This window comes from Streptomyces sp. E11-3, assembly GCF_046540415.1.
In the GTDB taxonomy this organism is placed as follows: Bacteria; Actinomycetota; Actinomycetes; order Streptomycetales; family Streptomycetaceae; genus Streptomyces.
Window position 1 is genome coordinate 2,213,382 of the sequence record NZ_JAZGRL010000002.1, and the last position, 25,292, is coordinate 2,238,673.

Annotated in this window: 23 protein-coding genes, 3 tRNA genes and 1 pseudogene; 18 read left to right on the forward strand and 9 right to left on the reverse strand. The window is 69.3% G+C overall.

The annotated features are described in order from the left end of the window. Positions 1–12: 12 nt before the first annotated feature. The 11 genes from U9R90_RS29105 (at position 13) to serS (ending at position 10,894) form a co-directional block, all read left to right on the forward strand. The gene (locus U9R90_RS29105; protein ID WP_411059837.1) at positions 13–1,644 is read left to right on the forward strand and encodes an aldehyde dehydrogenase family protein; all 1,632 of its coding nucleotides are present in this window, start codon (positions 13–15) and stop codon (positions 1,642–1,644) included. Positions 1,645–1,726: 82 nt separating this feature from the next. Continuing rightward, positions 1,727–2,866: an acyl-CoA dehydrogenase family protein gene (locus tag U9R90_RS29110; RefSeq protein ID WP_411059654.1), complete on the forward strand. Its 1,140-nt coding sequence runs from the start codon at positions 1,727–1,729 to the stop codon at positions 2,864–2,866. 45 nt (positions 2,867–2,911) lie between these two features. Further along, positions 2,912–4,195 carry an aspartate aminotransferase family protein gene (locus tag U9R90_RS29115; protein ID WP_411059655.1) on the forward strand — a complete coding sequence of 428 codons (1,284 nt, stop codon included), beginning with the start codon at positions 2,912–2,914 and terminating at the stop codon, positions 4,193–4,195. 2 nt (positions 4,196–4,197) lie between these two features. Further along, the gene (locus U9R90_RS29120; protein WP_411059656.1) at positions 4,198–4,680 is read left to right on the forward strand and encodes a type II toxin-antitoxin system RatA family toxin; all 483 of its coding nucleotides are present in this window, start codon (positions 4,198–4,200) and stop codon (positions 4,678–4,680) included. 20 nt (positions 4,681–4,700) lie between these two features. Then, the gene (locus tag U9R90_RS29125) at positions 4,701–5,255 is read left to right on the forward strand and encodes a hypothetical protein (protein ID WP_411059657.1); all 555 of its coding nucleotides are present in this window, start codon (positions 4,701–4,703) and stop codon (positions 5,253–5,255) included. Further along, positions 5,252–5,806, forward strand: coding sequence for a flavin reductase family protein (locus tag U9R90_RS29130; protein WP_411059658.1), 555 nt, complete (start codon positions 5,252–5,254; stop codon positions 5,804–5,806). Before U9R90_RS29125 ends, U9R90_RS29130 begins: the two co-directional genes overlap by 4 nt. Next, entirely contained in the window at positions 5,803–6,786 is a 984-nt protein-coding gene (locus U9R90_RS29135) for a VlmB-like protein (protein WP_411059659.1), read from the forward strand. Before U9R90_RS29130 ends, U9R90_RS29135 begins: the two co-directional genes overlap by 4 nt. Continuing rightward, positions 6,783–7,805, forward strand: a complete 1,023-nt coding sequence (locus tag U9R90_RS29140) for a beta-ketoacyl-ACP synthase III (RefSeq protein WP_411059660.1) — start codon at positions 6,783–6,785, stop codon at positions 7,803–7,805. The genes U9R90_RS29135 and U9R90_RS29140 overlap by 4 nt, the downstream gene beginning before the upstream one ends. A gap of 96 nt (positions 7,806–7,901) precedes the next feature. Continuing rightward, positions 7,902–8,132, forward strand: a complete 231-nt coding sequence (locus tag U9R90_RS29145) for a phosphopantetheine-binding protein (RefSeq protein ID WP_411059661.1) — start codon at positions 7,902–7,904, stop codon at positions 8,130–8,132. After that, positions 8,132–9,352 carry a beta-ketoacyl-[acyl-carrier-protein] synthase family protein gene (locus tag U9R90_RS29150; protein WP_411059662.1) on the forward strand — a complete coding sequence of 407 codons (1,221 nt, stop codon included), beginning with the start codon at positions 8,132–8,134 and terminating at the stop codon, positions 9,350–9,352. Before U9R90_RS29145 ends, U9R90_RS29150 begins: the two co-directional genes overlap by 1 nt. Before the next feature lie 261 nt (positions 9,353–9,613). Further along, positions 9,614–10,894, forward strand: coding sequence for a serine--tRNA ligase (gene serS / locus U9R90_RS29155; protein WP_411059663.1), 1,281 nt, complete (start codon positions 9,614–9,616; stop codon positions 10,892–10,894). Positions 10,895–10,990: 96 nt separating this feature from the next. On the opposite strand, the gene fabI is transcribed toward serS, so the two are convergent. The 6 genes from fabI to U9R90_RS29185 all read right to left on the reverse strand — a co-directional run bounded on the left by fabI (position 10,991) and on the right by U9R90_RS29185 (position 15,964). Further along, on the reverse strand, positions 10,991–11,755 hold the full coding sequence (gene fabI / locus U9R90_RS29160) for an enoyl-ACP reductase FabI (protein ID WP_411059664.1): 765 nt from the start codon (positions 11,753–11,755) through the stop codon (positions 10,991–10,993). Further along, the gene (gene fdxA / locus U9R90_RS29165; protein WP_411059665.1) at positions 11,752–12,078 is read right to left on the reverse strand and encodes a ferredoxin; all 327 of its coding nucleotides are present in this window, start codon (positions 12,076–12,078) and stop codon (positions 11,752–11,754) included. Before fdxA ends, fabI begins: the two co-directional genes overlap by 4 nt. A gap of 22 nt (positions 12,079–12,100) precedes the next feature. Continuing rightward, positions 12,101–13,489: an MFS transporter gene (locus U9R90_RS29170; RefSeq protein WP_411059666.1), complete on the reverse strand. Its 1,389-nt coding sequence runs from the start codon at positions 13,487–13,489 to the stop codon at positions 12,101–12,103. Next, the gene (locus tag U9R90_RS29175; RefSeq protein ID WP_411059667.1) at positions 13,489–14,571 is read right to left on the reverse strand and encodes a fatty acid desaturase family protein; all 1,083 of its coding nucleotides are present in this window, start codon (positions 14,569–14,571) and stop codon (positions 13,489–13,491) included. The genes U9R90_RS29170 and U9R90_RS29175 overlap by 1 nt, the downstream gene beginning before the upstream one ends. A 201-nt stretch (positions 14,572–14,772) precedes the next feature. Beyond that, a complete protein-coding gene (locus U9R90_RS29180; protein WP_411059668.1) occupies positions 14,773–14,937 on the reverse strand; it encodes a hypothetical protein in 165 nt (54 codons plus the stop codon). Between the two features lie 34 nt (positions 14,938–14,971). After that, on the reverse strand, positions 14,972–15,964 hold the full coding sequence (locus U9R90_RS29185; RefSeq protein WP_411059669.1) for a DUF2156 domain-containing protein: 993 nt from the start codon (positions 15,962–15,964) through the stop codon (positions 14,972–14,974). 186 nt (positions 15,965–16,150) lie between these two features. Between U9R90_RS29185 and U9R90_RS29190 the strand changes: the two genes are divergently transcribed. The 6 genes and pseudogenes from U9R90_RS29190 to U9R90_RS29215 form a co-directional block, all read left to right on the forward strand. Beyond that, positions 16,151–16,244 (forward strand) — tRNA-OTHER (locus U9R90_RS29190). A 30-nt stretch (positions 16,245–16,274) separates the two neighbouring features. Next, positions 16,275–16,368, forward strand: a tRNA-OTHER gene (locus tag U9R90_RS29195). 30 nt (positions 16,369–16,398) lie between these two features. Further along, positions 16,399–16,495, forward strand: a tRNA-OTHER gene (locus U9R90_RS29200). 398 nt (positions 16,496–16,893) lie between these two features. After that, positions 16,894–17,685 (forward strand): AfsR/SARP family transcriptional regulator, encoded by a 792-nt coding sequence (locus tag U9R90_RS29205; protein ID WP_411059670.1) that lies wholly within the window; start codon positions 16,894–16,896, stop codon positions 17,683–17,685. 157 nt (positions 17,686–17,842) lie between these two features. Continuing rightward, entirely contained in the window at positions 17,843–18,274 is a 432-nt protein-coding gene (locus U9R90_RS29210) for a hypothetical protein (protein WP_411059671.1), read from the forward strand. A gap of 43 nt (positions 18,275–18,317) precedes the next feature. Beyond that, positions 18,318–18,680: pseudogene (locus tag U9R90_RS29215) on the forward strand (carboxyl transferase domain-containing protein); the annotation flags it as partial. Positions 18,681–18,728: 48 nt separating this feature from the next. Here the strand turns inward: U9R90_RS29215 and U9R90_RS29220 are convergent. The 3 genes from U9R90_RS29220 to U9R90_RS29230 form a co-directional block, all read right to left on the reverse strand. Further along, entirely contained in the window at positions 18,729–19,175 is a 447-nt protein-coding gene (locus tag U9R90_RS29220; protein ID WP_411059672.1) for a hypothetical protein, read from the reverse strand. A 27-nt stretch (positions 19,176–19,202) separates the two neighbouring features. Next, the gene (locus U9R90_RS29225) at positions 19,203–19,898 is read right to left on the reverse strand and encodes a peptidase inhibitor family I36 protein (protein WP_411059673.1); all 696 of its coding nucleotides are present in this window, start codon (positions 19,896–19,898) and stop codon (positions 19,203–19,205) included. 223 nt (positions 19,899–20,121) lie between these two features. Beyond that, complete coding sequence (locus U9R90_RS29230; protein ID WP_411059674.1) at positions 20,122–20,676, reverse strand: AfsR/SARP family transcriptional regulator; 555 nt, start codon at positions 20,674–20,676, stop codon at positions 20,122–20,124. 558 nt (positions 20,677–21,234) lie between these two features. Here U9R90_RS29230 and U9R90_RS29235 point away from each other — a divergent pair. Next, on the forward strand, positions 21,235–25,236 hold the full coding sequence (locus U9R90_RS29235; protein WP_411059675.1) for a GDSL-type esterase/lipase family protein: 4,002 nt from the start codon (positions 21,235–21,237) through the stop codon (positions 25,234–25,236). The last annotated feature ends 56 nt before the right edge of the window (positions 25,237–25,292 follow it).

A 25,292-nucleotide genomic window follows, 5' to 3' on the forward strand; every position in this document is an offset into this window, starting at 1 on the left:
GAAGGGCTGATGATGCTAGGCGGCGCCATACAGGAGGAAAGTGCTCCGGCACATTCCGGACTCAAGAGCTATGACCTCTATATCGCGGGCAAGGACGTCGCTGGTGACGGGTGGGTCTACACCGTCAGCGGGCGGTCACTGCTCGAGGATGTGTTCACCAGCGTGAGCCTCAAGCGCACGCTGGAGCAGGACCCCGAATCCGAAGCGGCCCAGCACCCCTATGTGGTGGGGCGCTGCGCGATCGCGGACGACTCCGCCATCGACCTGGCCACCCAGGCGGCCGCCGCGGCGGCCCCTGACTGGGCGGCCGTTCCCCAGGAGCGGCGGATGCGCCTGGGCACCCGGTTCCGTGAGGAACTGATCAAGCACCAGGACGAGTTCCTGGAGATGCTCGTCGCCGAGTCGCACCCGGTGAAGCTGGCCCGCTGGGAGCTGAGCTGCCTCCTGCAGATCTACGCCCCGGGCAGCCTGCGCTGGTACACCAAGCAGATGCGGGTCGAGAAGGAGTACGGCGGCCGCAAGCTGATCCTGCAGCGCCAGCCGGACGGCGTGGTGGCCTTCAACCCGCCGCAGAACGCCCCGCTGCCCAGTGCCGCGCTCTCCGTCCTCGCGCTGATGGCCGGCAACGCCGTGGTGGTCAGGGCGCCGCGCAGCATCGCGCTGAGCACCATGTGGCTGCTGCGGGACATCGTCGCACCCCTGCTCGAGGAGTTCGACGCGCCGCCGGGTGTCCTCAACGCGGTGTGCAGCAACCCCAAGCAGACCCTGGACCGCTGGGTCGCCGACCCGCTGATCAACGACATCTTCTACATCGGGGGCAGCCAGGAAGGCCTGCGCTTCGAGCAGCAGTGCGTGGCCCACGGCAAGAAGCCGATCCTCGAACTGGCCGGGAACGACGGCATCGTGGTGTGGAAGGACGCCGACGTGAAGTGGGCGGCCGAGGCCATCACCGAGTCCTTCTTCGGCTCCGGCCAGATCTGCATGGTGCCCAACTACGTGCTGGTCCACCCGGCGGTCGCAAGCGCGCTCATCGCCGAGGTGAAGGAGCAGGTCAAGGCGATCCGGCCGGGCTTCCCCGAGGAGGAGGACGTGCTGCTCTCCCCGGTGCGCCGCAGCGAGCGCTTCTTCCGGCTGCTGCGCCAGGCCCTGGACAACGGCGCCGAGCTCGTCACCGGCGGCCATCGCACCGAACTCGACGGCACCCCTTCGGAGACGGGCGTCTTCCTGCAGCCCACCGTCGTGCGGGTGGACGGCCTGGACCGGGCCCGCACCTACGACGTCGTACGCGAGGAGACGTTCTTCCCGCTGATCCCCGTCATCGTGCCGGAGGCGGACAACGACGACGCCCTCCTGGAGGACTTCCTCCGCTTCGTCAACAGCAACGAGTACGGGCTGCGCAACTCCCTCTGGTCGCGCTCCGACCACGTCATCGACACGTTCGTGCGGCGCGTCGTCAACGGCGGCCTGCTGAAGGTCAACGACTCGCACATCGGCTTCCTGCCGTATCTGCCCAGCCACGGCGGCACCGGCCGGACCGGCGGCGCCTTCGGCGAGGCCAACTACCCGATGCTCAAGACCTCGCATGTGCAGGGCGTCAGCATCGCGCGTGACGTCAGCCCGTACGACGCGGTCTTCGGCGACTGACCGCACCGCGCCTCCCCCCTTTCCGCGCCTCCTCCCTCCTCCCTCTTCCTCCCTTCCTTCCCTTCTCCTTCGGAGGTCCTCCGTGCGTTCCCTCGAAGCCGCTCGGGCCGTCTGCGAGCGCTACCACCCCGGTCTGCTCAAGGAGTTGGAGCAGATCCCGTACTCAGAGCGGGAGAAGCCCGGCAGCCCGGTCATCGACCTCTTCCGCATCCACGGCGGCGTCGGCCTGGTGATCCCCGAGGAGTTCGGCGGTCACGGCGCCGCCCCGCTCGACGCCCTGCACGCCCAGATGGCCATCGGCGCCCAGTCGCCGTCCCTCGCGGCGGCCGTGTCCATGCACCACTTCACCGCCGCCATGCTCTACTCCCTGGCCACCGCGCGCGGCCGGCTCACCGACGCCCAGAGTGATCTGCTGCGCCGGATCGTCCCCGACCAGCAGGTGATGGCATCCGGCTGGGCCGAGGGCCGCACCGAGCAGAACATCCTCACCCCCTCGGTGACCGCCCGTCCGGTCGAAGGCGGCTATCTGCTGTCCGGCTCCAAGAAGCCGTGCAGCCTGTCCGCTTCGATGAGCCTGCTCACCGCGAGCATCGCCATTCACAGCCTGGAGGGCGAGCCCGAACTGGCGCTCGCCCTGGTGCCCGCCTCCGCGCCCGGACTGACCGTCCACCCCTTCTGGGGCAACGAGCTGCTGGCCGGCGCGGAGAGCGACGAGGTGCGGCTCGAGGACGTCTTCGTACCGAAAGACATGGTCGTACGCGCTGGGGAGGATGATCCGCACCGGCTGGATGATCTGCAGACGGCCGGGTTCGTCTGGTTCGAAATGCTCATCACGGCCGGGTACCTGGGGGCCGCGGCCTCCCTCGTCGAGCAGGTCCAGGAGCGCAAGCGCGGCACCGTTCAGGAGCGGGCGGCCCTCGCGGTCGAGCTTGCGGCGGCCCTGGCGCTGCTCGAAGGAGTGGCGCGGGCGACCGGCCCCGAGCCGGGCGACGAGGCGTCGGTGGCCCGGGTGCTCGTCGCCCGCTACGGCGTGCAGAACACACTGCCCCGGATCACCTCGCAGTCCCTGGAACTCCTCGGCGGCCTGGACTTCGTCCGTTCTTCCGGTCACGCCCAGGCGGCGGCCGCGGCGGCCGCGCTCGCCTTCCATCCGCCGGGCCGCGGCGCGGCCGCCGAGCCGCTCCTGCACTACTTCGACGGGGGCCCGCTGGTGCTGGCCTGACCGCTGCCCATCGACCGCACCTGCCTGTTTTGGAGTGAGAGACCCGTGACCGTAATCCAGGAGTCCCCGGCCGACACCGAGGCCGAGGTACTCGGCCTGTACCGAGCCCATCTGAGCAAGGGCCGGGCCACCCTCGCCGAACTCTTCGGCAGCCATATGGAGGTGGCGTCCGAAGGCGCCTGGCTCACCACCAGTGACGGCGAGCGCTTCCTCAACGCGGGCGGCTACGGCGTGTTCATCATGGGCGCCCGCCACCCCTTGGTGATGGAGGAGGTGGAGCGTCAGCTGCGTACGCACCCCACCGCCACCCGCATCCTGCTCGAACCCACAGTGGCCCACGCGGCCGAGGCCCTGGTCTCCGTCATGCCCGATGGCCTGGACCGGGTGCACTTCGCCCTGTCCGGCGCCGAGGCCGTGGAGACCGGTCTGAAACTGGCCCGCGCGGGTGGCTTCAAGCGGACGGTCTCCATGCGGGGCGGCTACCACGGCAAGACCCTGGGGGCCCTGTCCGCCACCGCGAAGGAGGTGTACCAGAAGCCGTTCAGACCGCTGGTCCCCGACTTCCAGCACCTGCCGTTCGGCGACGCCGACGCCTTGGAGGCGGAGCTCGCCGCCCACCCCGGTGAGGTCTGCGTCATCCTCGAACCCATCCAGGGCGAGGGCGGCGTCATCATCCCGCCCAAGGGCTATCTGAAGCGGGTCGAGGAACTGGTCCGCGCCCACGACGGGTTCCTGATCCTCGACGAGGTGCAGTCGGGCTTCGGCCGCCTCGGCGAGTGGTGGGGCGCCGACATCGAGGGGGTACGGCCCGATGTGCTGCTGGCCGGCAAGGCGCTCGGCGGCGGCGTGCTGCCGGTCTCCGCGGCCGTCGCCACCCGCAAGGCCTTCCGCCCCTTCGACAAGGACCCCTACGTCCACACCGCCACCTTCTCCGGGCAGCCCGTCCTGATGGCCGCGGTGCGGGGCGCCCTGCGGGCCATGAAGGAAGAGCGCTTGGTGACCAGGGCCACCGACCTCGGCGCGGCCCTGCTGCCGCGGATCGCCGAGATCGCGTACCGCAACATCCCCGAGCTGGTCGTGGACGTGCGCGGCCGCGGCCTGCTGATCGGCGTGGAGCTCGTCGAGGCCGGTCTCGCCGGCGAGCTGCTGATCGAGCTCTTCAACCACGGGGTGGTCGCCAACCACTCCATGAACGGCAGCTCGGTGGTGCGGTTCACACCGCCCGCCGTCCTGAGCGACACCGATGTGGAGTTCCTTCTCAACTCCTTCGACCTGGCCACACGCGACCTCGTACGGGGCGCGGCCACCATGCCGGAAGGCGGTAACTGATCGTGCGGCACGTAGAACTGGAAGCGCTGATCCCCACCGAGCGGGCCTCGACGGTCTTCGACTCCGTACGACGCTGGGAGAGGTACCCGGAGCTGGCTCCCCATGTGAACGCCACCACGGTGCACGCCACGCTGCCGGCCACCGACTGCAGTTCCAGCTGGGAACTGCACTTCCGCAGCGGCCTGTTGCGCTGGACCGAGGACGACGTCTTCCTGCCCGAGCAGGGCGAGATCCGGTTCGAGCAGACCGACGGCGACTTCGACTCCTTCACCGGTGTCTGGTCGCTGACCGAGCAGGGCGACGACGTCGCCGTCCGCTTCGAGGCCGACTTCGACTTCGGCATCCCGAGCCTCGAGGGCATCCTCGACCCGATCGCCGAGCGGGTCATCAAGGAGACCGTCGCCTGGGCGCTGTCGGGCCTGTTCCCCAGCACCCGGATCGCGGGCGCCACCGAGCTGTCCACGCCGGCCGCCGTCGGCGCCTGAGACCTCGGCAGGAGCTGACCATGGACCAGGCAAATCCCTTCGAGACCCCGAAGACCTTCTCCCTGCACCGGGCCGAGTACCTGGTGGGTTTCGCGGTATCCACCGGGCTGCTCATCGCCCACATCGGCGAGATCCGCTGGATTCCGGCGATCGCGCTGTTCCTCTACATCGACCTGATCGGCTACATCCCCGGCGCGATCGCCTTCAAGCGCAGCGGCGGGCGGCCGATCTCCAAGGTGTACTACGTCCTGTACAACGTGATGCACAGCCTCATCACCCAGGCCGCGGTGGCCGCGCTGTGGTGGTGGCTGATCGGTCCCGAGTGGGCGCTGCTCGTGCTGCCCTTCCACCTCTTCGGCGACCGCGGCTTGTTCGGCAACTTCATGAAGCCGTTCGCGCTGCCCTTCGAACCGGTGCGCCAGCCGGGCTATCTGCGGCTCCTGGACGACCTCGGGGTCGCCCACCCCAAGCCGGCCGGCCACGCACAGGACCCCGTGCCGGTGGGCCACATCGCCAAGCCGCCTGTCTCCGCGCCCGGTTCGGGTGCACGTCAACGCGAGGAGGCTCTGCGATGAGCACACTCACCCAGCTGCGCCGCCCCGTGCGCCAGGACCCCGCGGAGCGCCGCCGGGCGCTGTACCACCTGGCTTCGCCGGTGTCGGTGCTGACCGTCAGCCATGCGGGACAGCTGCACGGCACCACGGCGAGCACGGTCACGCTGGTGTCGCGCGAGCCACTGCTGGTCGGCGTCGCGCTGCGGGCCGGTTCGTCGTTCGGGCGGCTCGCAGCGGCCGAGGGCCGCTTCGTCGTCAACGTCCTGGACGCCCACCAGGGCGACCTGGCCCGCTGGTTCGCGGACAGCGGCCGCCCCGACGGCAGCGCGCAGTTCGACGGCATGGCCTGGACAGCCGACTCGTACGCCCATGCCCCGCGGCTCACCGGGGCACTGGCGCACTACACCTGCCGGGTCCACTCCTCGCACCGTGCGGGCGACAGCGAGGTGCTGCTCGGATACGTCGTCCGCGCGAGCGCCGACGAACGTCCGCCGCTGTTCAGCTACTCGGGCGGCCTCTTCGCCGGCTCTCTGCATCCTGCCCGCACCACGAAGGAGACATCGGCATCATGACCGGTTCTGTGGCCCCCGAGGCCGACTGGGACAAGGCTCCCGGTCTGCTCGACGGCGCGAAGGAACTCACCCTCGGACCCGACGACTGCGATCTCGCCTACTGGTTCACCTCGGTGGCCCAGGGCACGCTGCGCGACCGCGGCACGACGGGGCACCACAGGGACGCGACCGTCCCCGGCTTCCTGAAGGCACCGGGACCGCTGCGCGACGCGCTGATCCTGGAGTTCGGGTTCCGCGGTCTGTCCGAGGAGATCGCCACACGGCTGCTCGGCCACTATGTGGCCCTCGCGCCCGGCGTCCCCGAGATGGAGTTCTATGCCACCCAGCTGATCGACGAGGCACGGCACGCCCGGGTGTTCCGCAACCACCTGGTGGAGCTCGGGCACCCTGCGGACACCCTCCTCAAGGACATCGACGAGATGGCCGCCGACTACCGGCGCCGGGTCCTGGACCCGGTGGTGGACTTCACCCTCGACATCGTCCGCGACCAGGCCGACTTCCCCGGCGGCGTCGCCGTGTTCGCCATCGTCATCGAGGGGGTGCTCGCCCCGGCGGCCGAGCTGAGCGAACGCAAGTGGACCCCGCTGTCCCCCGCCACCGGGGAGATCTCCCGCGGCACCGCCATCGACGAGATCCGCCATCTGACGGTGGCCAGCACCATCCTGCGCGACCACGTCGCCCGCCACCCCGAGTACCGCCCGCGGCTCCTGGAGATCCTTCGGGCCGGGGTGAAGCTCTGGGACGAGATCCCCGACCGGGAGTTCGTCCTGCACCGCGAGGAGCTCTTCCAGAAGGGCATGGCCGACCACGCGGACAAGATCGGCGACTACGAACTGTGGCCCGGAGTGCGGATGCTCGACACCACGCCCGAGCAGCGGTACGACATGGCCGAGCAGTGGACCGACGAGATGGCCGAGTCCCGGATGGCCTACATGGGCCTGCCCCTCGAGGTCCTCAGCAGCGCGGAGCCGGGCGCATGAGCGGCGCGGCCCGGCTGCCCGGACGGTCGGCGGTTCTCTGCGGCATCGGCTCGTACGTACCGCCGAACCTGGTGACCAACGACGACCTCGCGCAGCGCCTCGACACCTCGGACGCGTGGATCCGCTCCCGCACCGGCATCGCCGAGCGCTACGTGGTCTCGCCCGGCACCGCCACGTCCGACCTGGCCGTGGAGGCGGGCCTGCGCGCGCTGAAGTCGGCCAGCACCGAGCAGGTGGACGCGGTCGTCCTGGCCACCACCACCCCCGACCAGCCCTGTCCCGGAACGGCACCGCAGGTGGCTGCCCGGCTCGGCCTCGGCCAGGTGGCCGCGTTCGATGTCGCCGCCGTCTGCTCCGGCTTCCTGTACGGGCTCGCCACCGCGTCCGGGCTGATCGCCTCGTCCGTCGCGCGGCGGGTGCTGCTCGTCGCGGCCGACGCGTTCACCACCATCGTCAATCCCGCGGACCGTACGACGGCGGTGATCTTCGCGGACGGTGCGGGGGCCGTGGTCCTGCGGGCCGGGGAACCCGACGAGCCGGGCGCGGTGGGGCCCCTGGTCCTGGGCAGCGACGGCGAGCTGAGCCATCTGATCGAGGTGCCGGCCGGCGGCTCCCGCCAGCGCTCGGCGGGCACCCCCGGCGAGCCCGACGAGCAGTACTTCCGGATGCTCGGCCGCGACACCTACCGGCACGCGGTGGAGCGGATGACTGCCACGTCGCGGCAGGCAGCCGAGTTGTCCGGCTGGCGGCTCGACGAGGTGGACCGGTTCGCGGCGCACCAGGCGAACGCCCGCATTCTCGACTCGGTCGCGGAACGGCTCGGCATCCCCGCCGAGCGGCAGCTCAGCAACATCGAGCAGGTCGGCAACACCGGGGCCGCCTCGCTTCCGCTGCTGCTTTCCCAGTCCGCCGCCGACGGACGGCTGAGCGCCGGACACCGGGTGCTGCTCACCGCGTTCGGCGGCGGGCTCTCCTGGGGGGCGTCGACGCTCGTCTGGCCCGAGGTGCAGTCCGTCTGACGCTGGTTGCCGCCCGCCCCGTACGGGTCCTTCGGGCCCGTACGCCTACAGACCCGTACGCCTACCGATGCGTACGCCTTTCCGAAAGGGATCGTCATGCTGGAGCAGCTCAAGGAAATCCTGTCCAACAAGCTGAAGGTGTCTCCCGAGGCCATCACGCCCGAGGCCACCCGGGACGACATCGAGCTGGACTCGCTGGCCGTGGTGGAGCTGTCGCTGCTGCTCAAGTCCGAACTGGACATAGACATCAGCGACGACGACCTCCTGGAGGCCGCGACCGTGGCCGACATGGTGGAACTCATGGAGAAGAGGAGCGCGAAGGTCTGATGGCCGGCATCGACATCGCTGTCACCGGGCTCGGCCTCGTCACCCCCGGCGGTATCGGGGTCGGGCCGAGCTGGGCGGCGGTCTGCGAAGGTCGGTCGGCTGCCGCGCTGGACCCCGTACTGGCCGACAACCCGGTGCGGATCTCCTGCCGTGTGCCCGGCTTCGACCCGGAAGAGCTGTTGACGGCCCGCCGCGCCCACCGTCTGGACCGGTTCGTTCAGTTCGCTCTGGTCGCCGCGAGGGAGGCCATCGGCGACGCCGGGCTCGATCCGCTGACCTGGGACGGCGCCCGGGTCGGCGTGGTGCTGGGCTGTGCCGACGGCGGTCCCGGCACGGTCGAGGAACAGCACCATGCGCTACGGGAGAAGGGCGCTGACCGGGTGTCGCCGCTGCTGCTGCCCATGCAACTGCCGAACATGCTGGCCGGTCAGACGGCCATCGAGTTCGGGGCGACGGGGCCCAACCTGGTGGTGGCCACGGCCTGCGCCTCCGGGGCGACCGCCATCGGCACGGCCCGGGACCTGCTCGCGCTCGGCCGCTGCGACGTGGTCCTGGCGGGCGGCAGCGAGGCCATGATCACTCCCCTGGTGATGGCCGGCTTCGCGCAGATGGGCGCACTGTCCCGACGCGAGGACGACCCGGCGCGCGCCTCGCGGCCCTTCGACTCCGAGCGCGACGGTTTCGTCGCGGGTGAGGGCGCCGGCATCCTCGTCATGGAACGCGTCGAGGACGCCAGGGCCCGCGGGGCGCACGTGCACGGCCGGATCATCGGCTACGGCGCCACCGCTGACGCCCATCACATGACGTCCCCGCACCCCGACGGTGCCGGGGTCGAGGCGGCCGTCCGTGCGGCCCTCGCCGACGCCGGGGCCGATCCGGACGACGTCCAGCATGTGAACGCCCATGGCACCTCGACACCGCTGAACGACATCGCCGAGGCGAGGATGGTGAAACGGACCCTCCAGGGGGCCCCGCTGGTCACCTCGACCAAAGGCGTGACCGGACATCTGCTGGGCGCGGCCGGTGCGGTGGAGGCGGCGTTCACGCTGCTGAGCATCGAGCACGAACTGGTGCCGCCGGTCGCCAACCTGGTCATCCCGGACCTGGAGGTCGACATCAAGCTGGCGTACTCGGCGACTTCCACGCCCATCGACCTGGCGCTCAGCAATTCCTGTGGGTTCGGCGGGCAGAACACCGTACTCGCCGTCGCCCCCGCGTGAGTGCCGGAGCCCTTCCCATCCCCTCTCCCCCTGCCCCGGCAGGAGCCGCAGCCGCCCCTCCCCACAGGGGCGGCTCGGCGCTGCCACCACCAGCGCGCCTTACGGAGAAGCCATGCACGATCCGCGCGAACTGATCGCATCCGGCCCCGACGCCGTACGACGCCTGGCCCGGCNTCCCCCTGCCCCGGCAGGAGCCGCAGCCGCCCCTCCCCACAGGGGCGGCTCGGCGCTGCCACCACCAGCGCGCCTTACGGAGAAGCCATGCACGATCCGCGCGAACTGATCGCATCCGGCCCCGACGCCGTACGACGCCTGGCCCGGCGCCGGTACGAACTCGACGTGGCCGCACTCGACGAAGCCCACCGCGGCCGGGCCACCGCCCAGGCCGAAGTGACCCGGCTGCGCACCGAGATGAACCGGGCGGCACGCGACCGCGGCCGGTCAGGGCCGCCGTCCGAGCAGGACAAGGAGGCTGCCCGCGCGCTGCGCGCGGACGTCCAGCGGGCCGAGACCGCGGCCAGGGCCGCGGGCCACCGGTTCGCGGACCTGGTACTCGCCATCCCCAACATCCCGCTGGACACGGTGCCGGATGGCGACTCCGAGAAGGAGGCGGTGGAGATACGGCGCGGCGGCCCGGCACCGTGCGAGGCCGCCGACGCCCGGCACCACGCCGACGTCGGCGAAGCGCTCGGCATCCTGGACGGCCGGGCGGCCGCCCGGCTCTCCGGCGCCCGGTTCAGCGTGAGCCGCGGCCCCGGGGCCCGGCTGGAGCGGGCGCTCACCGACTTCTTCCTCGACCTGCACACCGGTGAGCACGGCTACACCGAGCAGTCGGTGCCGTTCCTCGTCAGCCGCGACACCATGACCGGCACCGGCCAGCTGCCCAAGTTCGAGGACGACTTGTTCGCGACGAAGGTGGGCGACCGGGAGCTCTTCCTGATCCCCACCGCTGAGGTCCCGCTGACCAACCTGCTCGCGCAGCAGACCCTCGACCTCCGCGCGATGCCGTACGCGTTCACGTCCCGTACCCCGTGCTTCCGTGCCGAGGCCGGGGCCTACGGCCGGGACACCCGCGGCATCCTGCGACTGCACCAGTTCGAGAAGGTGGAACTGGTCCGCGTCTGCGCACCCGAGGACGCACAGGAGCAGCTGGAGCTCATGGTGGGGCACGCCGAGGAGTGCCTGCGGCGTCTCGAACTCTCCTACCGGGTGGTGCTGCTGCCCGCGGGAGACCTCGGCTTCTCCGCCCGGATGACGTACGACATCGAGGTGTGGCTGCCAGGCAGCGGCTCCTACCGCGAGATTTCCTCGGTCTCCGACTGCGGAACCTTCCAGGCCCGCCGCGCAGGCATCCGCCATCGCACCGCGGACGGCCGCAAGGAGCACGTGGCCACCCTCAACGGCTCGGCGCTGCCCATCGGACGCACGGTGGCCGCCCTGCTCGAGCAGGGCACCCGGCCGGACGGCTCGGTCGAGCTGCCCGAGGCTCTCGTCTCGTACACCGGTTTCCGCCGCATCCTGCCGGACGGCACGACCGAGTGACCGATCCCGGTCGTCAACCGCACAACAGACGGGGGGAGTTCAGGAATCACCTGAACTCCCCCCGCTTCTCGCCCCGCTCGGCCTCGCGGCCGCCGGTCAGGCGCCCATCATGTGGACCCCGCCGTCGACATGGACGATCTCGCCGGTCGTACGGGGGAAGAAGTCCGAGAGCAGCGCGACGATGCCGCGGGCCGCCGGGTCCGGGTCGCCGAGGTCCCAGCCGATCGGGGCCCGGTGGTGCCAGACGTCCGCGAGCTCCGAGAAGCCCGGGATGGACTTGGCGGCCATCGACCGGAGCGGCCCGGCGGCGACCAGGTTGCAGCGGACGCCGTTCGCGCCCAGGTCCCGGGCGAGATAGCGGCTGGTGGACTCCAGGGCCGCCTTGGCGACGCCCATCCAGTCGTACTTCGGCCAGGCGACCGTCGCGTCGAAGGTGACCCCCACCACCGAGCCGCCGCGCGGCTCCATCAGTGGCAGGCAGGCGGTGGTCAGGGACTTCAGGGAGTACGCGGAGACCTGCACGGCGGCCGATACGTCCGCCCAGTCGCCGTCGAGGAAGTGGAAGGCACCCTGTGGCCCGTACGCGATGGAGTGCACGACGCCGTCGAGTCCGTCGACGTGCTGGCGGACGCGGTCGGCGAGGCCGTCCAGGTGCTCCTGGTCGGTGACGTCCAGTTCGACGACCGGGGCCGGTTTGGGCAGCATCCCGGCGGTGCGCTCGACCAGGGAGAGCCGGCCGAATCCGGTCAGCACCACGTCGGCGCCTTCCAGCTGGGCGATCCTGGCCGTGTGGAAGGCGATGGACGCCTCGGTGAGGACGCCCGTCACCAGGATGCGCTTGCCCGCGAGCAGCCCGCTCATGACGGGATCACCGCCTGCGGGAGTGACTCCACCAGGGCGGAGTCATGGGTGAGCGCGCCCAGCGCGCCGGCGCCGCCGGGCGAGCCGAGCTCGGCGAAGAAGGCGGCGTTGGAGCCGCGGTGGTCACCCCAGTCGACGGGGACGTCGTCCTCGAAGTAGATGGCCTCCACCGGGCAGACCGGCTCGCAGGCCCCGCAGTCCACGCATTCGTCGGGGTGGATGTAGAGGGCGCGGCCGCCTTCGTAGATGCAGTCCACGGGGCATTCGTCGATGCAGGACTTGTCCTTCACATCGGCGCAGGGCTGAGCGATGACATAGGCCATGCGAAGCTCCTTAAGGGAAGGGTCAGCTGGACAGCGCGCGGTCGACCGAGGCGCCCGTGGTGCGGTCGCCCAGGGTGAGCACGGTCACGGCGAGCGCGGTCATCACGGTGGCGATGACGGCGAACAGCGCCACCGGGCCGTACGACTGGAGGACCGGCAGGAGGACGAACGGCAGTGTGGCCGCGCTGAGTTTGGACAGCGAGTACGCGGCGCCGGACGCGGCCGCGCGGATGGCGGTCGGGTACTGCTCGGCGAGATAGACATGCGAGACGCTGGAGAAGACGTTGCTGCACACCGTGTAGGTGAAGCCGAACACCATGATGAGCGTGGCCGAGCCCGCGAAGGAGAAGCCGAGCCCGGCGACGACCATCGCCGCGGCCGACGCGGCCACCAGGCGTTTGCGCTCGACGCGGTCGATGATCGGCAGCGAGAGCGCCGAACCGACGGGGTAGCCGAGGAAGCTCACCGCGGTGAAGCCCAGGCCCGCGACGATCCCGTACCCCTTGGCGGCCAGGATCTGCGGCGCCAGTGTGCCGAATCCGTAGTAGCCGACCACCGAGAGTACGCAGAAGATCCAGAGCATCACGGTGCGCCGCCGCAGCTGCGGATGGAAGATGTCCCGTAGCCGCATCGGGGGTGTGTCGGCGGCCTCCTCCTTGACCACCTCCATGGCCGGGGCGCCGCCCGGGACCTCGGCCTCCATGCGGGACACCAGTTCGTCAGCCTCGTCCTCGCGGCCGACCGCCGCCAGCCAGCGCGGTGACTCGATCAGCCGTCTGCGCAGCACCCACACCACGGCGGAACCCAGCGCGCCGATCACGAAGAGCCAGCGCCAGCCGTCCACGCCGAGCGGCGTGAGCGGGACGAGCCACAGCGCGGCGAAGCCCACGGCGGGCACTCCGCAGAAGGCCAGGGTGTAGGCCCAGGCGATGAACCGGCCACGCTTGGCCGCGGGCAGCACATCGGACAGGTAGCAGTCGGACAGGGACTGTTCGGCGCCGATGCCGATGCCGGCCAGGAACCGGGTCGCGATCAGCCAGGCGGCGTTCGGCGAGAAGGCGCCGAGCAGGGAGAAGCCGGAGTAGATCGCGAGGTTGATCAGGAAGGCCCGGCGCCGGCCGAACCGGTCGGCGACCTTGCCGAGCAGCAGCGAGCCGATGAACTGGCCGATGAAGGCGGAGGCGAGGACGAGTTTGAGCTGGGTGGCGCCGAACGCGAAGTCCTCCTGCAGGACCTTGGCGATGGTGCCCGAGAGGTTGTTCTCGAATGTGTCGAAGAGCAGCCCGACACCGATGACCGCGGTGATGCTGCGGTGCGTCGGAGTGATCGGCATCCGGTCCAGGCGGGCCCCGATCGAGGCGGTCGCGGAGGCTCCGGCCGGAGCCGCCCGCTTCGTGACCGTGTCGAGCATCAGGCTGCCTGCTGGATGTGCGCGTCGACGTCACCACGGCGCACGGGCGCACTGACCTCATGCAGGTAGCTGGCGACTTCACGGTACGAGGCCCAGAAGCCGACCTCGTGGTAGGGCACCGAGCGCTCGGCGCAGTACGCGCGGGTGAGTTCGCGGGCCCGTGCCAGGTTCTTCTGCGGCATGGCGGGGAAGAGGTGGTGCTCGACCTGGTAGTTGAGTCCGCCGTACAGGAAGTCGATGAGCCGGGAGGGGCGGATGTTGCGGGAGGTGAGAACCTGCCGCTCCAGCCAGTCCAGCGTCTCCTCCTCGCCGTCGCGGACGTCCATGCCCTTGTGGTTCGGTGCGAAGAGCAGGCCGAAGTAGACGCCGAGTGTGGCCTGTTGGACCAGGATGAAGACGACCGCGAGTACCGGCGAAAGCACCATGAAGACGCAGGTCAGATAGATCGCCGCGCGCAGCAGGAGCAGGGTGGACTCAAGGACGGGGCGCTTGGTGCGGCCCTGCGCGATCGACAGCACTGCGGTCTTGTGCATCTTGAACGACTCGAGCGTCAGCAGCACGAAGAACAGCACGCTCTGGTAGCGCACCACGAACCGCTGCATGCCGCGCCGGGTCGCGTACTGCTTGATGTCGAAGATCGCGGTGCGCCGGCCGATGTCCGGGTCCATGTCCAGGTGGTTGGGGTTGCTGTGGTGGCGGTTGTGGTGGTTGACCCACCAGCCGAAGCTGACCCCGTTGACGAAGTTGGCGTGGAAGTAGCCGACGGCCGACGCGGCCCGCTTGTTGCGGAACATGGCCTTGTGGCCCGCGTCGTGCCACATGAAGGAGGACTGGCCCCCGCAGAGGCCCATCCAGACCGCCGCCAGGAGCTGCCACCACGAGTCGCCGAGCGTGAAGAACACGGCGAGCCCGGCCAGCAGCAGGGTGGTGTTGAGGGTCAACCGCCCTATGTAGTACCGCGGATCGAGGTCAAGGAGCCCCTCCGCCTTGACGCGTTTCAGGAGCTCGTTGAACGTGGCGGATGCCCCGGTGCGCTGCGCGGCGACGGAGACACCGGCTTCTTGGACGTGCGGACGCTGCATACGAAGCTCTCCTCGGAAGAAGTGCCCGGACACCGGGCGGCGGTGCCCGCCCGCGCACCCGGGCCGCCGGAGCACAGGGGGCACTCCACCGGCCGGGCGCCGGGCGAACGTGTGTGCAGCGTTCCGTGCCGCGCTGATGTGGCACTGATGCTGTGCTGATCGGCCAACGGTGCGGCACCGCCGCCGTGCCGCCCGGCCGGGTCAGGCGGCCGGGTCCGGCTGCGCCCGCAGCAGGGCGTCCAGGTCCCGGACCACGCTGTCCGCCGCGCGGGCGACGTCCTGGTCGTCGGGGGCGCCGATGATGCCCATGAGCTGCTCGACCATGGCGTGCCCCAGCGCGGCGACCTTCTCTTCGTTGCCACTCACTGTCATCCACTCCTGTCTGTTGACTGTTGCCGTGTCAGAAGGCGTTGCAGGCCCGGAAGATGTGCGCGAAGGAGGCCAACGAGGCGGGTCCGTCGAAGGCGACGTACTCCGGAATGAGCGCGTCGGGCGCCCACTTGTGCTTGTACGAGAGCTGGGTCTGCGCCGGGTAGAGCGCGGCGCCCTCGGCCCACAGGGCGTGCATCAGCCACTGGAAGGCCGGGCTGTGGCCGTCGAGTTCGTGGCCCGCGTCCAGTCCGGTGAAGGGCGTGAAGCCGAAGTGCAGCCACTGGACACCCTCATCCCGGAACACCTCGATGGCGTGGGCATTGATGGCCTCCATCAGCCCTGGTGACCCGTCCGGTACACGTCGGCTGAGGTCGTGCATCCAGCCGGCCCGGCTGCCATAGACCGGGGAGTACGAGATGTACGCCACCGGCGCCTCGGCGATCGTCCCGACGAACAGCCGCCGCTGCTCCTGGGCCTCGCCGCCGATCTCGCCCACCAGGAACTCCAGGGGGCGGGCCGCGCCCTTGCTGGACAGCCAGGCGCCGTCGATCGTCTCCAGCGCGCCCTGCCAGTCGCCGGCCTGGACCTCCTGGATCTGCAGGCCGTTGCGGTAGGCGCGGGAGATCTTGTTGCGCAGCTGCATGAAGCGGCTGCCGCGCAGGGTGAACTCCGGGAGGCGCACCGCCCACGAGGCCCCGATCTGGTTGACGGTGAACCCGCGCCGTTCGTATCGCTCCGCGTCGGCGCGCTGCAGCTGTACGCCGACGAGGCTCAGCCCCTGGTCCTTCACATACCGGCGGAAGCCGTCGAGGAGCGTGTCGTACTCCTCCGGGGCGGCGAAGGGCCCGCCGAACTGGACCGCGAACCGGCCGGTCCTGCGGTAGACGACTACGCCGTCCGTGTCCGGCAGCGTGAAGGAACTGTTGCCGCTGTTGAGCGCCAGGAACGCGCTGGGATTCTCGGCCTGCGTATGTGTGCGAACAGCCTGGAGAATCGGGTTTTCCCTTACGGTCACGACCATGGTCCGTACCCCTTTCGGAAGCCGTTTCGGTCGATGAGAGTAGAGCACCGCAGCCCCTTTGATGGGAAGGGCGAAAAGAACCGGGGGAGCACATCGAACGAGATGTCAGAGATACGTCAGCAGGCCGTCAGCAGGGCCTGCCAATGTTGTTCTCGTGAACGGCACGGGAAACCGGGCCGGGAACAAGGAGAGGTGCCCGGAGTGGTTTATCGGGGACTTCGAGCTCAGCTCAAGGTCGGGCCGTTCGCGGCCCACGCAGGTTCGAATCCTGCCCTCTCCGCAGGCACAGAGCATCGTGCCCGCACCACCAGGAGAGGTGCCCGGAGTGGTTTATCGGGGACTTCGAGCTCAGCTCAAGGTCGGGCCGTTCGCGGCCCACGCAGGTTCGAATCCTGCCCTCTCCGCAGGCACAGAGCATCGTGCCCGCACCACCAGGAGAGGTGCCCGGAGTGGTTTATCGGGGACTTCGAGCTCAGCTCAAGGTCGGGCCGTTCGCGGCCCACGCAGGTTCGAATCCTGCCCTCTCCGCCAGCGGAACCGAGACCTCCGCCATCCACTTCGCCGAACCCCCCCGTTCCCGGCGAAGCACTCGCCCCGGCGCCCCGCGAGAGCGGCCTGGCCCGCCGGGGCGCTCTTGCGTTCGGCGAGCACCCTCCCCCCTTTCCCTTGAACCGGCAGGTCAGTGCGGCCTTCAGCATCCTGACTCAACCCGTCCAAAAAATACCTTCTCAAACGAATGATAACGTGAGAGGGTCTCGCTGGGAGAGAGTCCGAGGGGGTGCCTCGTGCTCACTCCTGCCGGGGACCCTCCCCAGAGATCGCCACGCCGACTGCCACCCGCGGTCCCGGCACCGCGGAACCGATCGCCCTGGCGACCCGGAAGGTGAATGCCCCGACGTTGCAGCAACGAAAGCCAAGGGGGAAACGGCATGCTGAGCTTTTCGATTCTCGGAGCACTGCAGATCCGCACGCCATTAGGATTTGCGGAGATCTCGGGAGATCTCCAACGAAACCTCATCCAGACCCTACTCGTCAGCGAGGGCCAGCCCATCTCGGGCGAGAGCCTGGTGGACGAATTGTGGGGCGACTCCGTACCGGACAAGCAGGCCAACGCGCTCCAGGCCCACATCAGCCGACTCCGCCGTAAGCTGAAGACCTTGGAACCCGATGTTCCGGTGTCCCGGGTGACCATTCACCCCTCTGGCTATCGACTCACCATCCACGAGGGCGAATTCGACGCCGCCGAGTTCACCAAGGCGGTCCGGCAGGCCGAGGCAGCCACGGCCACCGACGCCACCACCACGGCGGAACTGCTCGGCGAGGCGCTCGCCATGTGGCGGGGCCCAGTGTTCGGCGATTTTCCCGGCGGCACCATCTGCCAACTCGCCTGCGCCCGCTACGAGGAGTACCGCATGCGGGCCATGGAGCTCCGCTTCGAGGCCGAACTGCGGCTGGGCCACCACGCCGCGATGCTCGCCGAGCTCCACGAGGCCCACAGCAACCACCCTCTGCGGGAACGCTTCTGCGAGCAGCTGATGGTCGCCCTCTACCGTTCGGGCCGCCAGGCCGACGCCCTGAACGTCTACCGCGCCATGTGGCAACACCTCTCGGACGAGCTGGGCATCGACCCGTCCCCCGCACTGCGCCGCGTCGAGCACGCGATCCTCGCCCACGACCCGGCCCTGGCCGCCGACTCCCTCACCCCGCTCCAGCCCGCGTAGGGCCTGTCCGGCCCCGCGCCCGGCGCGACGTCAGCGGCCGGTCAGCGCCGGTTGCCACCATCGACAGAAGCGGGCGACCGGCCTCCGCACGGCCCCCCGCGCACGCGTCCCGTGGAGCGCGCGGGACGCCCAACCCCCGTACTCACCAGGAGATTCCATGACCACGAGCCAGACTGCCGCTCGCCTTGGGACCACAACCACGAGCGCGTCCGCCGCCCGCCCGCTCCGCATCTTCCTCGGCCTCGACGCCGCCGTCACGGCCGGCAACGGCCTGATCTATCTGATCGGCGCGGGCCCCGTCGGCGACCTCCTCGGCCTGCCGACCGGATTCCTGCGCGGGATCGGCGCCTTCCTCACCGTGTACGGCGTGCTCGTCGGCCTCCTCGCGACCCAGCAGGTCCCGTCCGCCGCCGCCACCAAGCTCGTCATCGAGGCCAACCTGCTGTGGGCCGTCGCCAGCATCGCCAGCGCCGCGTTCGGCTGGTTCGACCCCAACACGGTCGGCACCGTGTGGATCGTCCTCCAGGCCCTCGTCGTCGGGGCGTTCGCCGCTCTGCAGATCAGCGGCCTGCGCAAGCTCAGCAACTGACCACCCGCCGCGTCCCCGGTGACGGCAAACGGTAAGGGGAGACATGAGACTCCAAGTCGCGGAACTGGCGGCGATACGGGAGCGGGTACACACCGGCCCCGGCGAACCGGCCACCGCCGCCCAGAAGGCCAAGGGCAAGCTGACCGTCCGCGAACGGATCGAACTGCTCCTTGACGAGGGCTCGTTCAGCGAAGTCGAGCCCTTGCGCCGGCACCGGGCCACCGGCTTCGGCCTGGAGGCGAGGCGGCCGTATACCGATGGTGTGGTCACCGGGTGGGGCACGGTCGAGGGTCGTACGGTCTTCGTGTACGCCCATGACTTCCGGATCTTCGGTGGTGCGCTGGGTGAGGCCCACGCCACGAAGATCNGACGTCGGCGTGAGCACGTACCCCCCGACGCGGCCCCGCCCCACAACGAAACAGAACGCACCACCCACGGCGGTCAGCCGCCCTCGCTAGAACTTGTGGTTGACCACCAGGGCGTTGCCGAAGACGTCGTACACCGAGACAGAGCCCTGCTTCGCGTCCTTCCAGTCATCGAAGGCCGACGCGACGGCAGCCGCAGCCGCCATACCGTCCTCGACGGGGGTCGGACCACCGTTGATGTCGGTGGAGACATAGGCGTTGCCCGTGTCGGCGTCCCATTCACCGATGATGCGCTGCACCCGCGTGGCCGCTTCCTTCTGCTCGTCCGTGCCGTGGGTGCTGACCCACGTGCGGAATTCGGCGGCGTTCTTCTTCGACCGCGTCTTGTTCGGGTCGGACGGAAGGGTCGACTTCTCCGCGGACTCGCCCTCAGGGACGGTCTCGATCAATGCGCATCCGGCCGTCAGGCCGAAGGCCAGGACCGCACCGAGTACGGGAACGGCGGATCGTGCCCACCGTGTGCGCGACGGGTGCATCTCTTGAGCTCCTTGACCAACGGGGGTTCAGAACTTGATGGCGTCGGCCTTGTCGTTCCAGTTACCGCCGTAAGGGTACGAGTACTTCGTGAAGTTGGGCCACAGGGAGTACTTGGCGCCGAGGACCAGCTTCGGGTCGGGCATTCCCGAACGGAAGTCGTACAGCCACACCCCGCGCTGCGGACGGTTGACGTAAGCCGAGGAAGCCTTGTCGCGGAAGCTGGGGCTGTACTGGTTCAGGTGGCGGGTCTTCGACTCGTCGTACGTGGGCCACTGCAGGCGCCGACCCGAGTAGTCGGCGTCCTGCCACAGGCAGACCCAGCCGTTGGGGCAGTCCTCGTACTTGCGCGTGGACGCGGCCAGGGCGGCGCCCATCCGGGCCCCTGCCGTGGGGGCCTGCTTGGCAAGCTGCTTGTTGGACTCCTGCTCGGTGTCGAAGCACTCCATGGTGCCGTCCTCGGACACCTCCGCACACACCTGGGCGCCATTGAGGTCGTCCGACTTGGGGTCGACCTTCTCGCCGCGGTAGTACATGTCGACCTTCGGCGCGTCCTTCAGCTCCTCGCGCACTTCCCGCTCCTCTTCCGGAGTGGCGGTGCCGGAGATGGGAGCGGGAGCGTCATCGGGAACAGAGCTGTCAGCGTACGCGGACGTAGTGACCAGCAGAGGTGCGGCGACGGCGAATGCGACGGCCGCTATGGACGCACGGGTGCGTATGTGCACGGAGGTTCTCCTGTGAAAGTACAGCGCTACTCAAATGGCCGGAGTCCTGATGTGATGACATCACTGGCCAGCGCTGGTCAGGCTATCTATCTGACTCTCTTTCAGATCTCTTGAGCGATGAAGTACGCCGAGGTACACACAGGTACGCCGAAGGGCCGGAACGCTGAGGCGTTCCGGCCCTGTGGCGACCCTCTCGCGACCCCGTCGCGCCCTTCGCCCTGAACTACGCGGCGAGCCGGAGGCTCTGGTCCAGCACGGCCTGCATGGTGTCCCGCAGCCGCCGCCCCGGCAGGATGCCGATCTCGTCCATCAGCGTCCGCTTGGCCTGGTGAAAGACGGCGAGCGCGTCGGCCTGGCGCCCGGCGTCGTAATAGGCGTGCATCAGGCCTACGTAGAGATCCTCGCGCAGCGGGTCATCGGCGACCAGCCGCTCCAGCCGCGCTATGGCTTCATCGTGGCGCCCCAGCCGCACATCGATCCTGGCGCGCTGTTCCCACGCGGCGGCCCGTTCACGGTCCAGCGTTTCCGCGCGGGCGCGCATCCGCAGGGACGTGACGTCCGCGAGTGCCGCCCCTCGCCACATCGCGAGGGCCTCGTCGAGTCGCGTGGAAGCGGACCGGTACTCCCCCGCCTGGCAGAACTCCCGTACCTCGCGCATCGCGTCACGGAACACGAAGACGTCGACCTGTGCGGCATCGAGCCGCAGTTGATAGCCGAGGCTCTGTGATTCGAGAATTCCACGGTCGACGCCCACCTCTTCGAAGGCACCCCGAATCATCCATGCGCTGTTCTGCAGTTGGCCAGATGCCGTTCTCGGAGGGTCCGCGTCCCAGGAATCCTCGATGAGAGAGCCCTTTTCCACTATCCGCCCCGGGTTCAGGGCGAGGCTGGAAAGGAATCTCAGCTGGCGTTGTCCTTGAACAGGGACTCTTACGCCGTCGTCGCCACGCACAGCGGTAACTGGCCCCAGAAGCTGAATTGTTACGCACAAAAAGGAACTATTCACGTATTCCCCCCACGTGATGGTGATCTGCGTCACGCCGCCGCCCTTAAGTGAGTCGCAGGTCAGGCGATTCACAAGAGGCAGGCCTAGACCATTTTTCCATTGTCAGGTGAACCACCGCAAGTTCACTTCGCCTTGGCCGAGACCGGTCGGAGAGACACCGCGCATACGGTCACCGCCAACGCGCCGGACCGCACCCGCCTCCACCCCCGAGGGCGACGTGCGGTCCGGCGTCCTGCCGTGAACCGTAGAGAGAAAGTTTCCTCAGTGATACGCACGCCCGTATCCAGGCGACTGCGTGTACCCCTGGTTCTCACGGCCACCAGCTTGCTGGTGGCCGGACCTCTGGTCCAGCAGTCACTGGCCGCAGACCCCACGCCGCCCCCAGGGGCGGCGAACGGCTGGTCCGACACCCAGACCCCGAACCCGGCCCCCCGCTCCGGCGCCGGAGGCGAGGAGGCAAAGCCCCGTCAGATCCCGGAGAAGGAGCGGTCGGCCACCCTCGGCAAGGACTACCGGCGCTCCGGGGACCGGGCATGGACCACGTCCGGCGACGGCACGGGCTTCCACCTCCTCATCGCCGACGAGAAGACCGGCTACCAGTGGAAGACCGCCGCCTCCCTGGCGGAGGAGGGATTCGAGACCGACACCTGGATCGGCAACGCCTGCGTCACCGGCGACGGTGGCCACGCCGTCGTCACCTACGCACCGCGTACGTTCACCAACAAGCCGAACCTGATGGCACGGGGCGCCTTCGCCGCCACCGTCGACCTCGGCACCGGGAAGGTCAGCAAGCTGCCGCACACGGTCAGCCTGGCCTACTTCTCGCCGGGTTGCGGAACCGGGAACCAGGCGGTGCTGTCCCAGTTCTCCGACGAGGCCACATCGGACAAGAACGAGACCCGGCTGATCACCGTCGACGCCACCACGGGCAAGACCGGTGCTCCGCTCAAGCTGGACGGGCAGGTCACATCGGCCGTTCCCGTCAACGGGGGCTTCGTCGCCGCTGACGGCGCACGTCTGGTGAAGCTGGACAAGAGCGGGAAGCGGACGGCGCTCACCCGGACCAACAACGTCCCGTTCCAGGTCACGGCGGACGCTGACGGGGGTGTCACCTTCCTCGACCGCGGCGCTGCCACCGCCAAGAGCGGCGCATCGCGCGGCTATGTGAAGCGCCTGGACGCCGGGCAGCTGGCGGGCCGGGGCGCGGCCCCGGCCAAGAAGGCTCCCGCGACGATCCAGCGGTCGGCATCCGTACGGCAGTCGGCACCGGCACTCGCGCGGCAGTCGACGGCAACCACCCTCGCCGAGGGTGAGCTGATCGACTTCGACCTGTCCGCGACCGCTGGCGGAAAGGTCTTCGTCACCGGAAAGGCCAAGCCGAAGGCCACCCTGCCCAAGGCTGTCGCCATGCCGGGCGGCATCGACAAGGACGCCCAGGTGTCCACGCTCGGCCATGCCGCCGTGAAGGCGAGCTGGGCCGACGGCAAGGACACCCGTATCCGCCCCGAAGAGGCGCTGACGGCCCGCACCGCGCGGATCGACATGAAGCACCTGGCCACGGGCAAGAAGCCGGTGTTCGAGGCCAGCCCCGCCGACACCCCCCTCTCCGACAAGGCCGCGCCGGCCACGCCTTCCCCGGCACTGCCCGGTAGCTCCCCGCAGGCCGCGAGCAACTCCGCGAAGCCCGCGAGCAGTTCCCAGAAGGCCGCGAGCGCCGCGCCCGCGCTCCGTATGTCGATCGCCGAACCGGAGAGCGAGCGCACCTGCGCCGTGGAGCGCGGCAACCCGCAGAAGCAGGCGTTCCAGCCCAAGCCGCGCCAGATCGAGTGGGCGGTGGACCAGGCGATCACCAACAACCTGGACAAGCACATCCGCCGTCCGGCGAACTGGAAGAACATGGGCATGGGGGCCTACAGCCCGCAGGCCCTCGCCGGTGGCCTCACCAAGCTCAAGGGCGGCGGCCGTATCCCGGCCCAGGTGATGCTCGGCATCACCGCCCAGGAATCCAACATGTGGCAGGCGACCCGCTTCGCCGCACCCGGTGTCACGGCCAACAGCCTCATCGGCAACTACTACGGGATCAAGCACAACGAGCACGGTGAGGTCAGCGACCCGTGGGCGATCAAGTGGGCCGCGGCCGACTGCGGTTACGGCATCACGCAGGTCACCGACGGCATGCGGCTGCCGGGTAAGCCGTACGAGGACGGAAAGGTACGTCCGTCGCTGCCGCGCGGCACGCAGGAGGCGATCGCGCTGGACTACAGCGCGAACATCGCCTTCGGTGTGAACATCCTCGCCGAGAAGTGGAACCAGACCTACGGCGCGGGCATGACCGTGAACGACGGCGCGCCGAACAACATCGAGAACTGGTTCTTCGCGCTGTGGGCGTACAACTCCGGGTTCTACCCGAAGTCCCAGGCCGGTGCGAACGACGGCAAGTGGGGCGTGGGCTGGGCCAACAACCCGGCGAACCCCACCTACAAGCCGAACCGCACCCCGTTCCTGGAGAACTCCAACGGCGGTGACGAGTACTCGCACGCCGCCAAGCCGCAGTTCTGGCCGTACCCGGAGAAGGTGATCGGCTGGGCGGCGCGCCCGCTGGAGGCGCTGGAGGCACCGGGCAAGCTGGTGCACGGCTTCCGCCCCGCCTGGTGGACGTCCAACAAGTACCGCACCAAGGCGAAGCCTCCGGTCGACCTGTTCTGCAACCTGCGTAACGACTGCGACCCGAAGAAGATCAAGGAGGGCGCGTCCAACGACTCTCCCTCCCAGGGGCCGTGCCAGCGTGGCGACTGGAAGTGCTGGTGGAACGAACCGGTCGAGTGGAAGGACTGCAAGAAGGCCGAGTGCGGCTTCGAGCTGCTGCGGTTCAACGACTCCTACAAGGAGGAGGCCGACGGCAACTCCCACCCGCCGTCCTGCGCGCAGAACCTGCCTCTGGGCACCGGCATCGTCGGCAACGTCAACTCCGGGCAGCGCATCGCGGGCGCGGACTTCCGAAGGTGCTCGGACACCGCGCAGACGTCCGGGTCGTTCAAGTTCGACTTCGGCTCGCCGTCGGCGAAGATGGACACCCATCAGCTGGGCGCGGGCCGCGGCAACCACTTCTGGTTCTCCAACACCCGTAAGGCGTCGTCGGCCGATGCCAAGCGGATGAAGGTCACCGGTACGTGGACCTACGGGCAGGACATCGACGGCTGGGCCCGCGTGCTGGTGCACATGCCGAACATCGGCGCCCGCAGCCAGCAGGCGACGTACACCGTGCACGGCACCGACTCCAAGTCTCCCGTCCGGGTCGCCCCGCAGCGTACGCGCGAGAACCGCTGGGTCTCCCTGGGAACCTTCAAGTTCACCGGCACACCGAAGGTGTCCCTGTCCAACATCACCGAGGAAGGCAACTCGGTGAACGTGGCCTGGGACGATGTGGCGTTCCAGAAGCTGCCGGGCAAGCCCACGCAGGTGGTGGGCATGGGCGACTCCTTCGCGTCGGGCGAGGGCGCGTCCGGCAACAACGGAGACGACTACTTCAAGGAGACCGACTACTCGGAGGACATCGGTGACACGCAGATCCGCAACGCCTGCCACCGGTCCAAGCTGGCGTGGGCGCGGGTGGCGAAGCTGCCCGGGAAGTCCAAGTCGATCGGTGAACTCTCCGACTCCTACAGCAAGGACGTGGACCTGAGCTTCGTCGCCTGCTCCGGGGCGCGCACCTACAACGTGCTCCCGGGCGGCAGGAACCAGTGGGGCAACTCGCTGCCGCAGATCGACCTGGGATATCTGGACCAGAACACCTCACTGGTCACCATCGCGATCGGTGGCAACGACGCGCGGTTCTCCAACATCATCCAGGCGTGTGTGATCCCGGGTATCACCTGCCCGAACGGCTACCTGGACGAGAAGCCGATGCACAAGGAAGTCCCCCGCATCATCACCGAAGAGGTCAAACCGGCGGTGCAGAAGACCCTCGCCGAGATCAAGAAGCGGGCGCCGAAGGCGAAGGTGGTCCTCATGGGCTACCCGCCGCTGCTGGACGGCACCTGCGTTCCGAACCTCGACAGGGCGGAGGTCTCGTGGATGAACCACACGGTCGCGCCGCTGCTCACCGAGCAGATGAAGGCGGCCGCTGACGCCACCGGGTCGGTGTTCGTCGACCCGGCGGCCGAGTTCAAGGGCAAGGCGATCTGCGGAGACCCGGAGTCGATCCACGGTGTCGTGATGACAGGACGCAGCGACGCGGACAACGACGCGCCGCAGCCGTCCATGAAATCCTTCCACCCGAAGGTCTCCGGAGCCCGGCTCTACGCCGACGCGCTGGAACGCGGTCTGAAGTAACACCAGAACACCGGCAGGGCCCCCGACACCCGGGGGCCCTGCCACCCTCCCGCCCC

Bases quoted from the DNA above. Each gene is read 5' to 3' on its own strand.
- U9R90_RS29105 (WP_411059837.1), top strand. From the start codon at position 13: ATGCTAGGCGGCGCCATACAGGAGGAAAGTGCTCCGGCACATTCCGGA.
- U9R90_RS29125 (WP_411059657.1), top strand. From the start codon at position 4,701: ATGGACCAGGCAAATCCCTTCGAGACCCCGAAGACCTTCTCCCTGCAC.
- U9R90_RS29130 (WP_411059658.1), top strand. From the start codon at position 5,252: ATGAGCACACTCACCCAGCTGCGCCGCCCCGTGCGCCAGGACCCCGCG.
- U9R90_RS29135 (WP_411059659.1), top strand. From the start codon at position 5,803: ATGACCGGTTCTGTGGCCCCCGAGGCCGACTGGGACAAGGCTCCCGGT.
- U9R90_RS29140 (WP_411059660.1), top strand. From the start codon at position 6,783: ATGAGCGGCGCGGCCCGGCTGCCCGGACGGTCGGCGGTTCTCTGCGGC.
- U9R90_RS29145 (WP_411059661.1), top strand. From the start codon at position 7,902: ATGCTGGAGCAGCTCAAGGAAATCCTGTCCAACAAGCTGAAGGTGTCT.
- U9R90_RS29150 (WP_411059662.1), top strand. From the start codon at position 8,132: ATGGCCGGCATCGACATCGCTGTCACCGGGCTCGGCCTCGTCACCCCC.
- serS (WP_411059663.1), top strand. From the start codon at position 9,614: ATGCACGATCCGCGCGAACTGATCGCATCCGGCCCCGACGCCGTACGA.
- fabI (WP_411059664.1), bottom strand. From the start codon at position 11,755: ATGAGCGGGCTGCTCGCGGGCAAGCGCATCCTGGTGACGGGCGTCCTC.
- fdxA (WP_411059665.1), bottom strand. From the start codon at position 12,078: ATGGCCTATGTCATCGCTCAGCCCTGCGCCGATGTGAAGGACAAGTCC.
- U9R90_RS29170 (WP_411059666.1), bottom strand. From the start codon at position 13,489: ATGCTCGACACGGTCACGAAGCGGGCGGCTCCGGCCGGAGCCTCCGCG.
- U9R90_RS29175 (WP_411059667.1), bottom strand. From the start codon at position 14,571: ATGCAGCGTCCGCACGTCCAAGAAGCCGGTGTCTCCGTCGCCGCGCAG.
- U9R90_RS29185 (WP_411059669.1), bottom strand. From the start codon at position 15,964: ATGGTCGTGACCGTAAGGGAAAACCCGATTCTCCAGGCTGTTCGCACA.
- U9R90_RS29205 (WP_411059670.1), top strand. From the start codon at position 16,894: ATGCTGAGCTTTTCGATTCTCGGAGCACTGCAGATCCGCACGCCATTA.
- U9R90_RS29210 (WP_411059671.1), top strand. From the start codon at position 17,843: ATGACCACGAGCCAGACTGCCGCTCGCCTTGGGACCACAACCACGAGC.
- U9R90_RS29220 (WP_411059672.1), bottom strand. From the start codon at position 19,175: ATGCACCCGTCGCGCACACGGTGGGCACGATCCGCCGTTCCCGTACTC.
- U9R90_RS29230 (WP_411059674.1), bottom strand. From the start codon at position 20,676: ATGATTCGGGGTGCCTTCGAAGAGGTGGGCGTCGACCGTGGAATTCTC.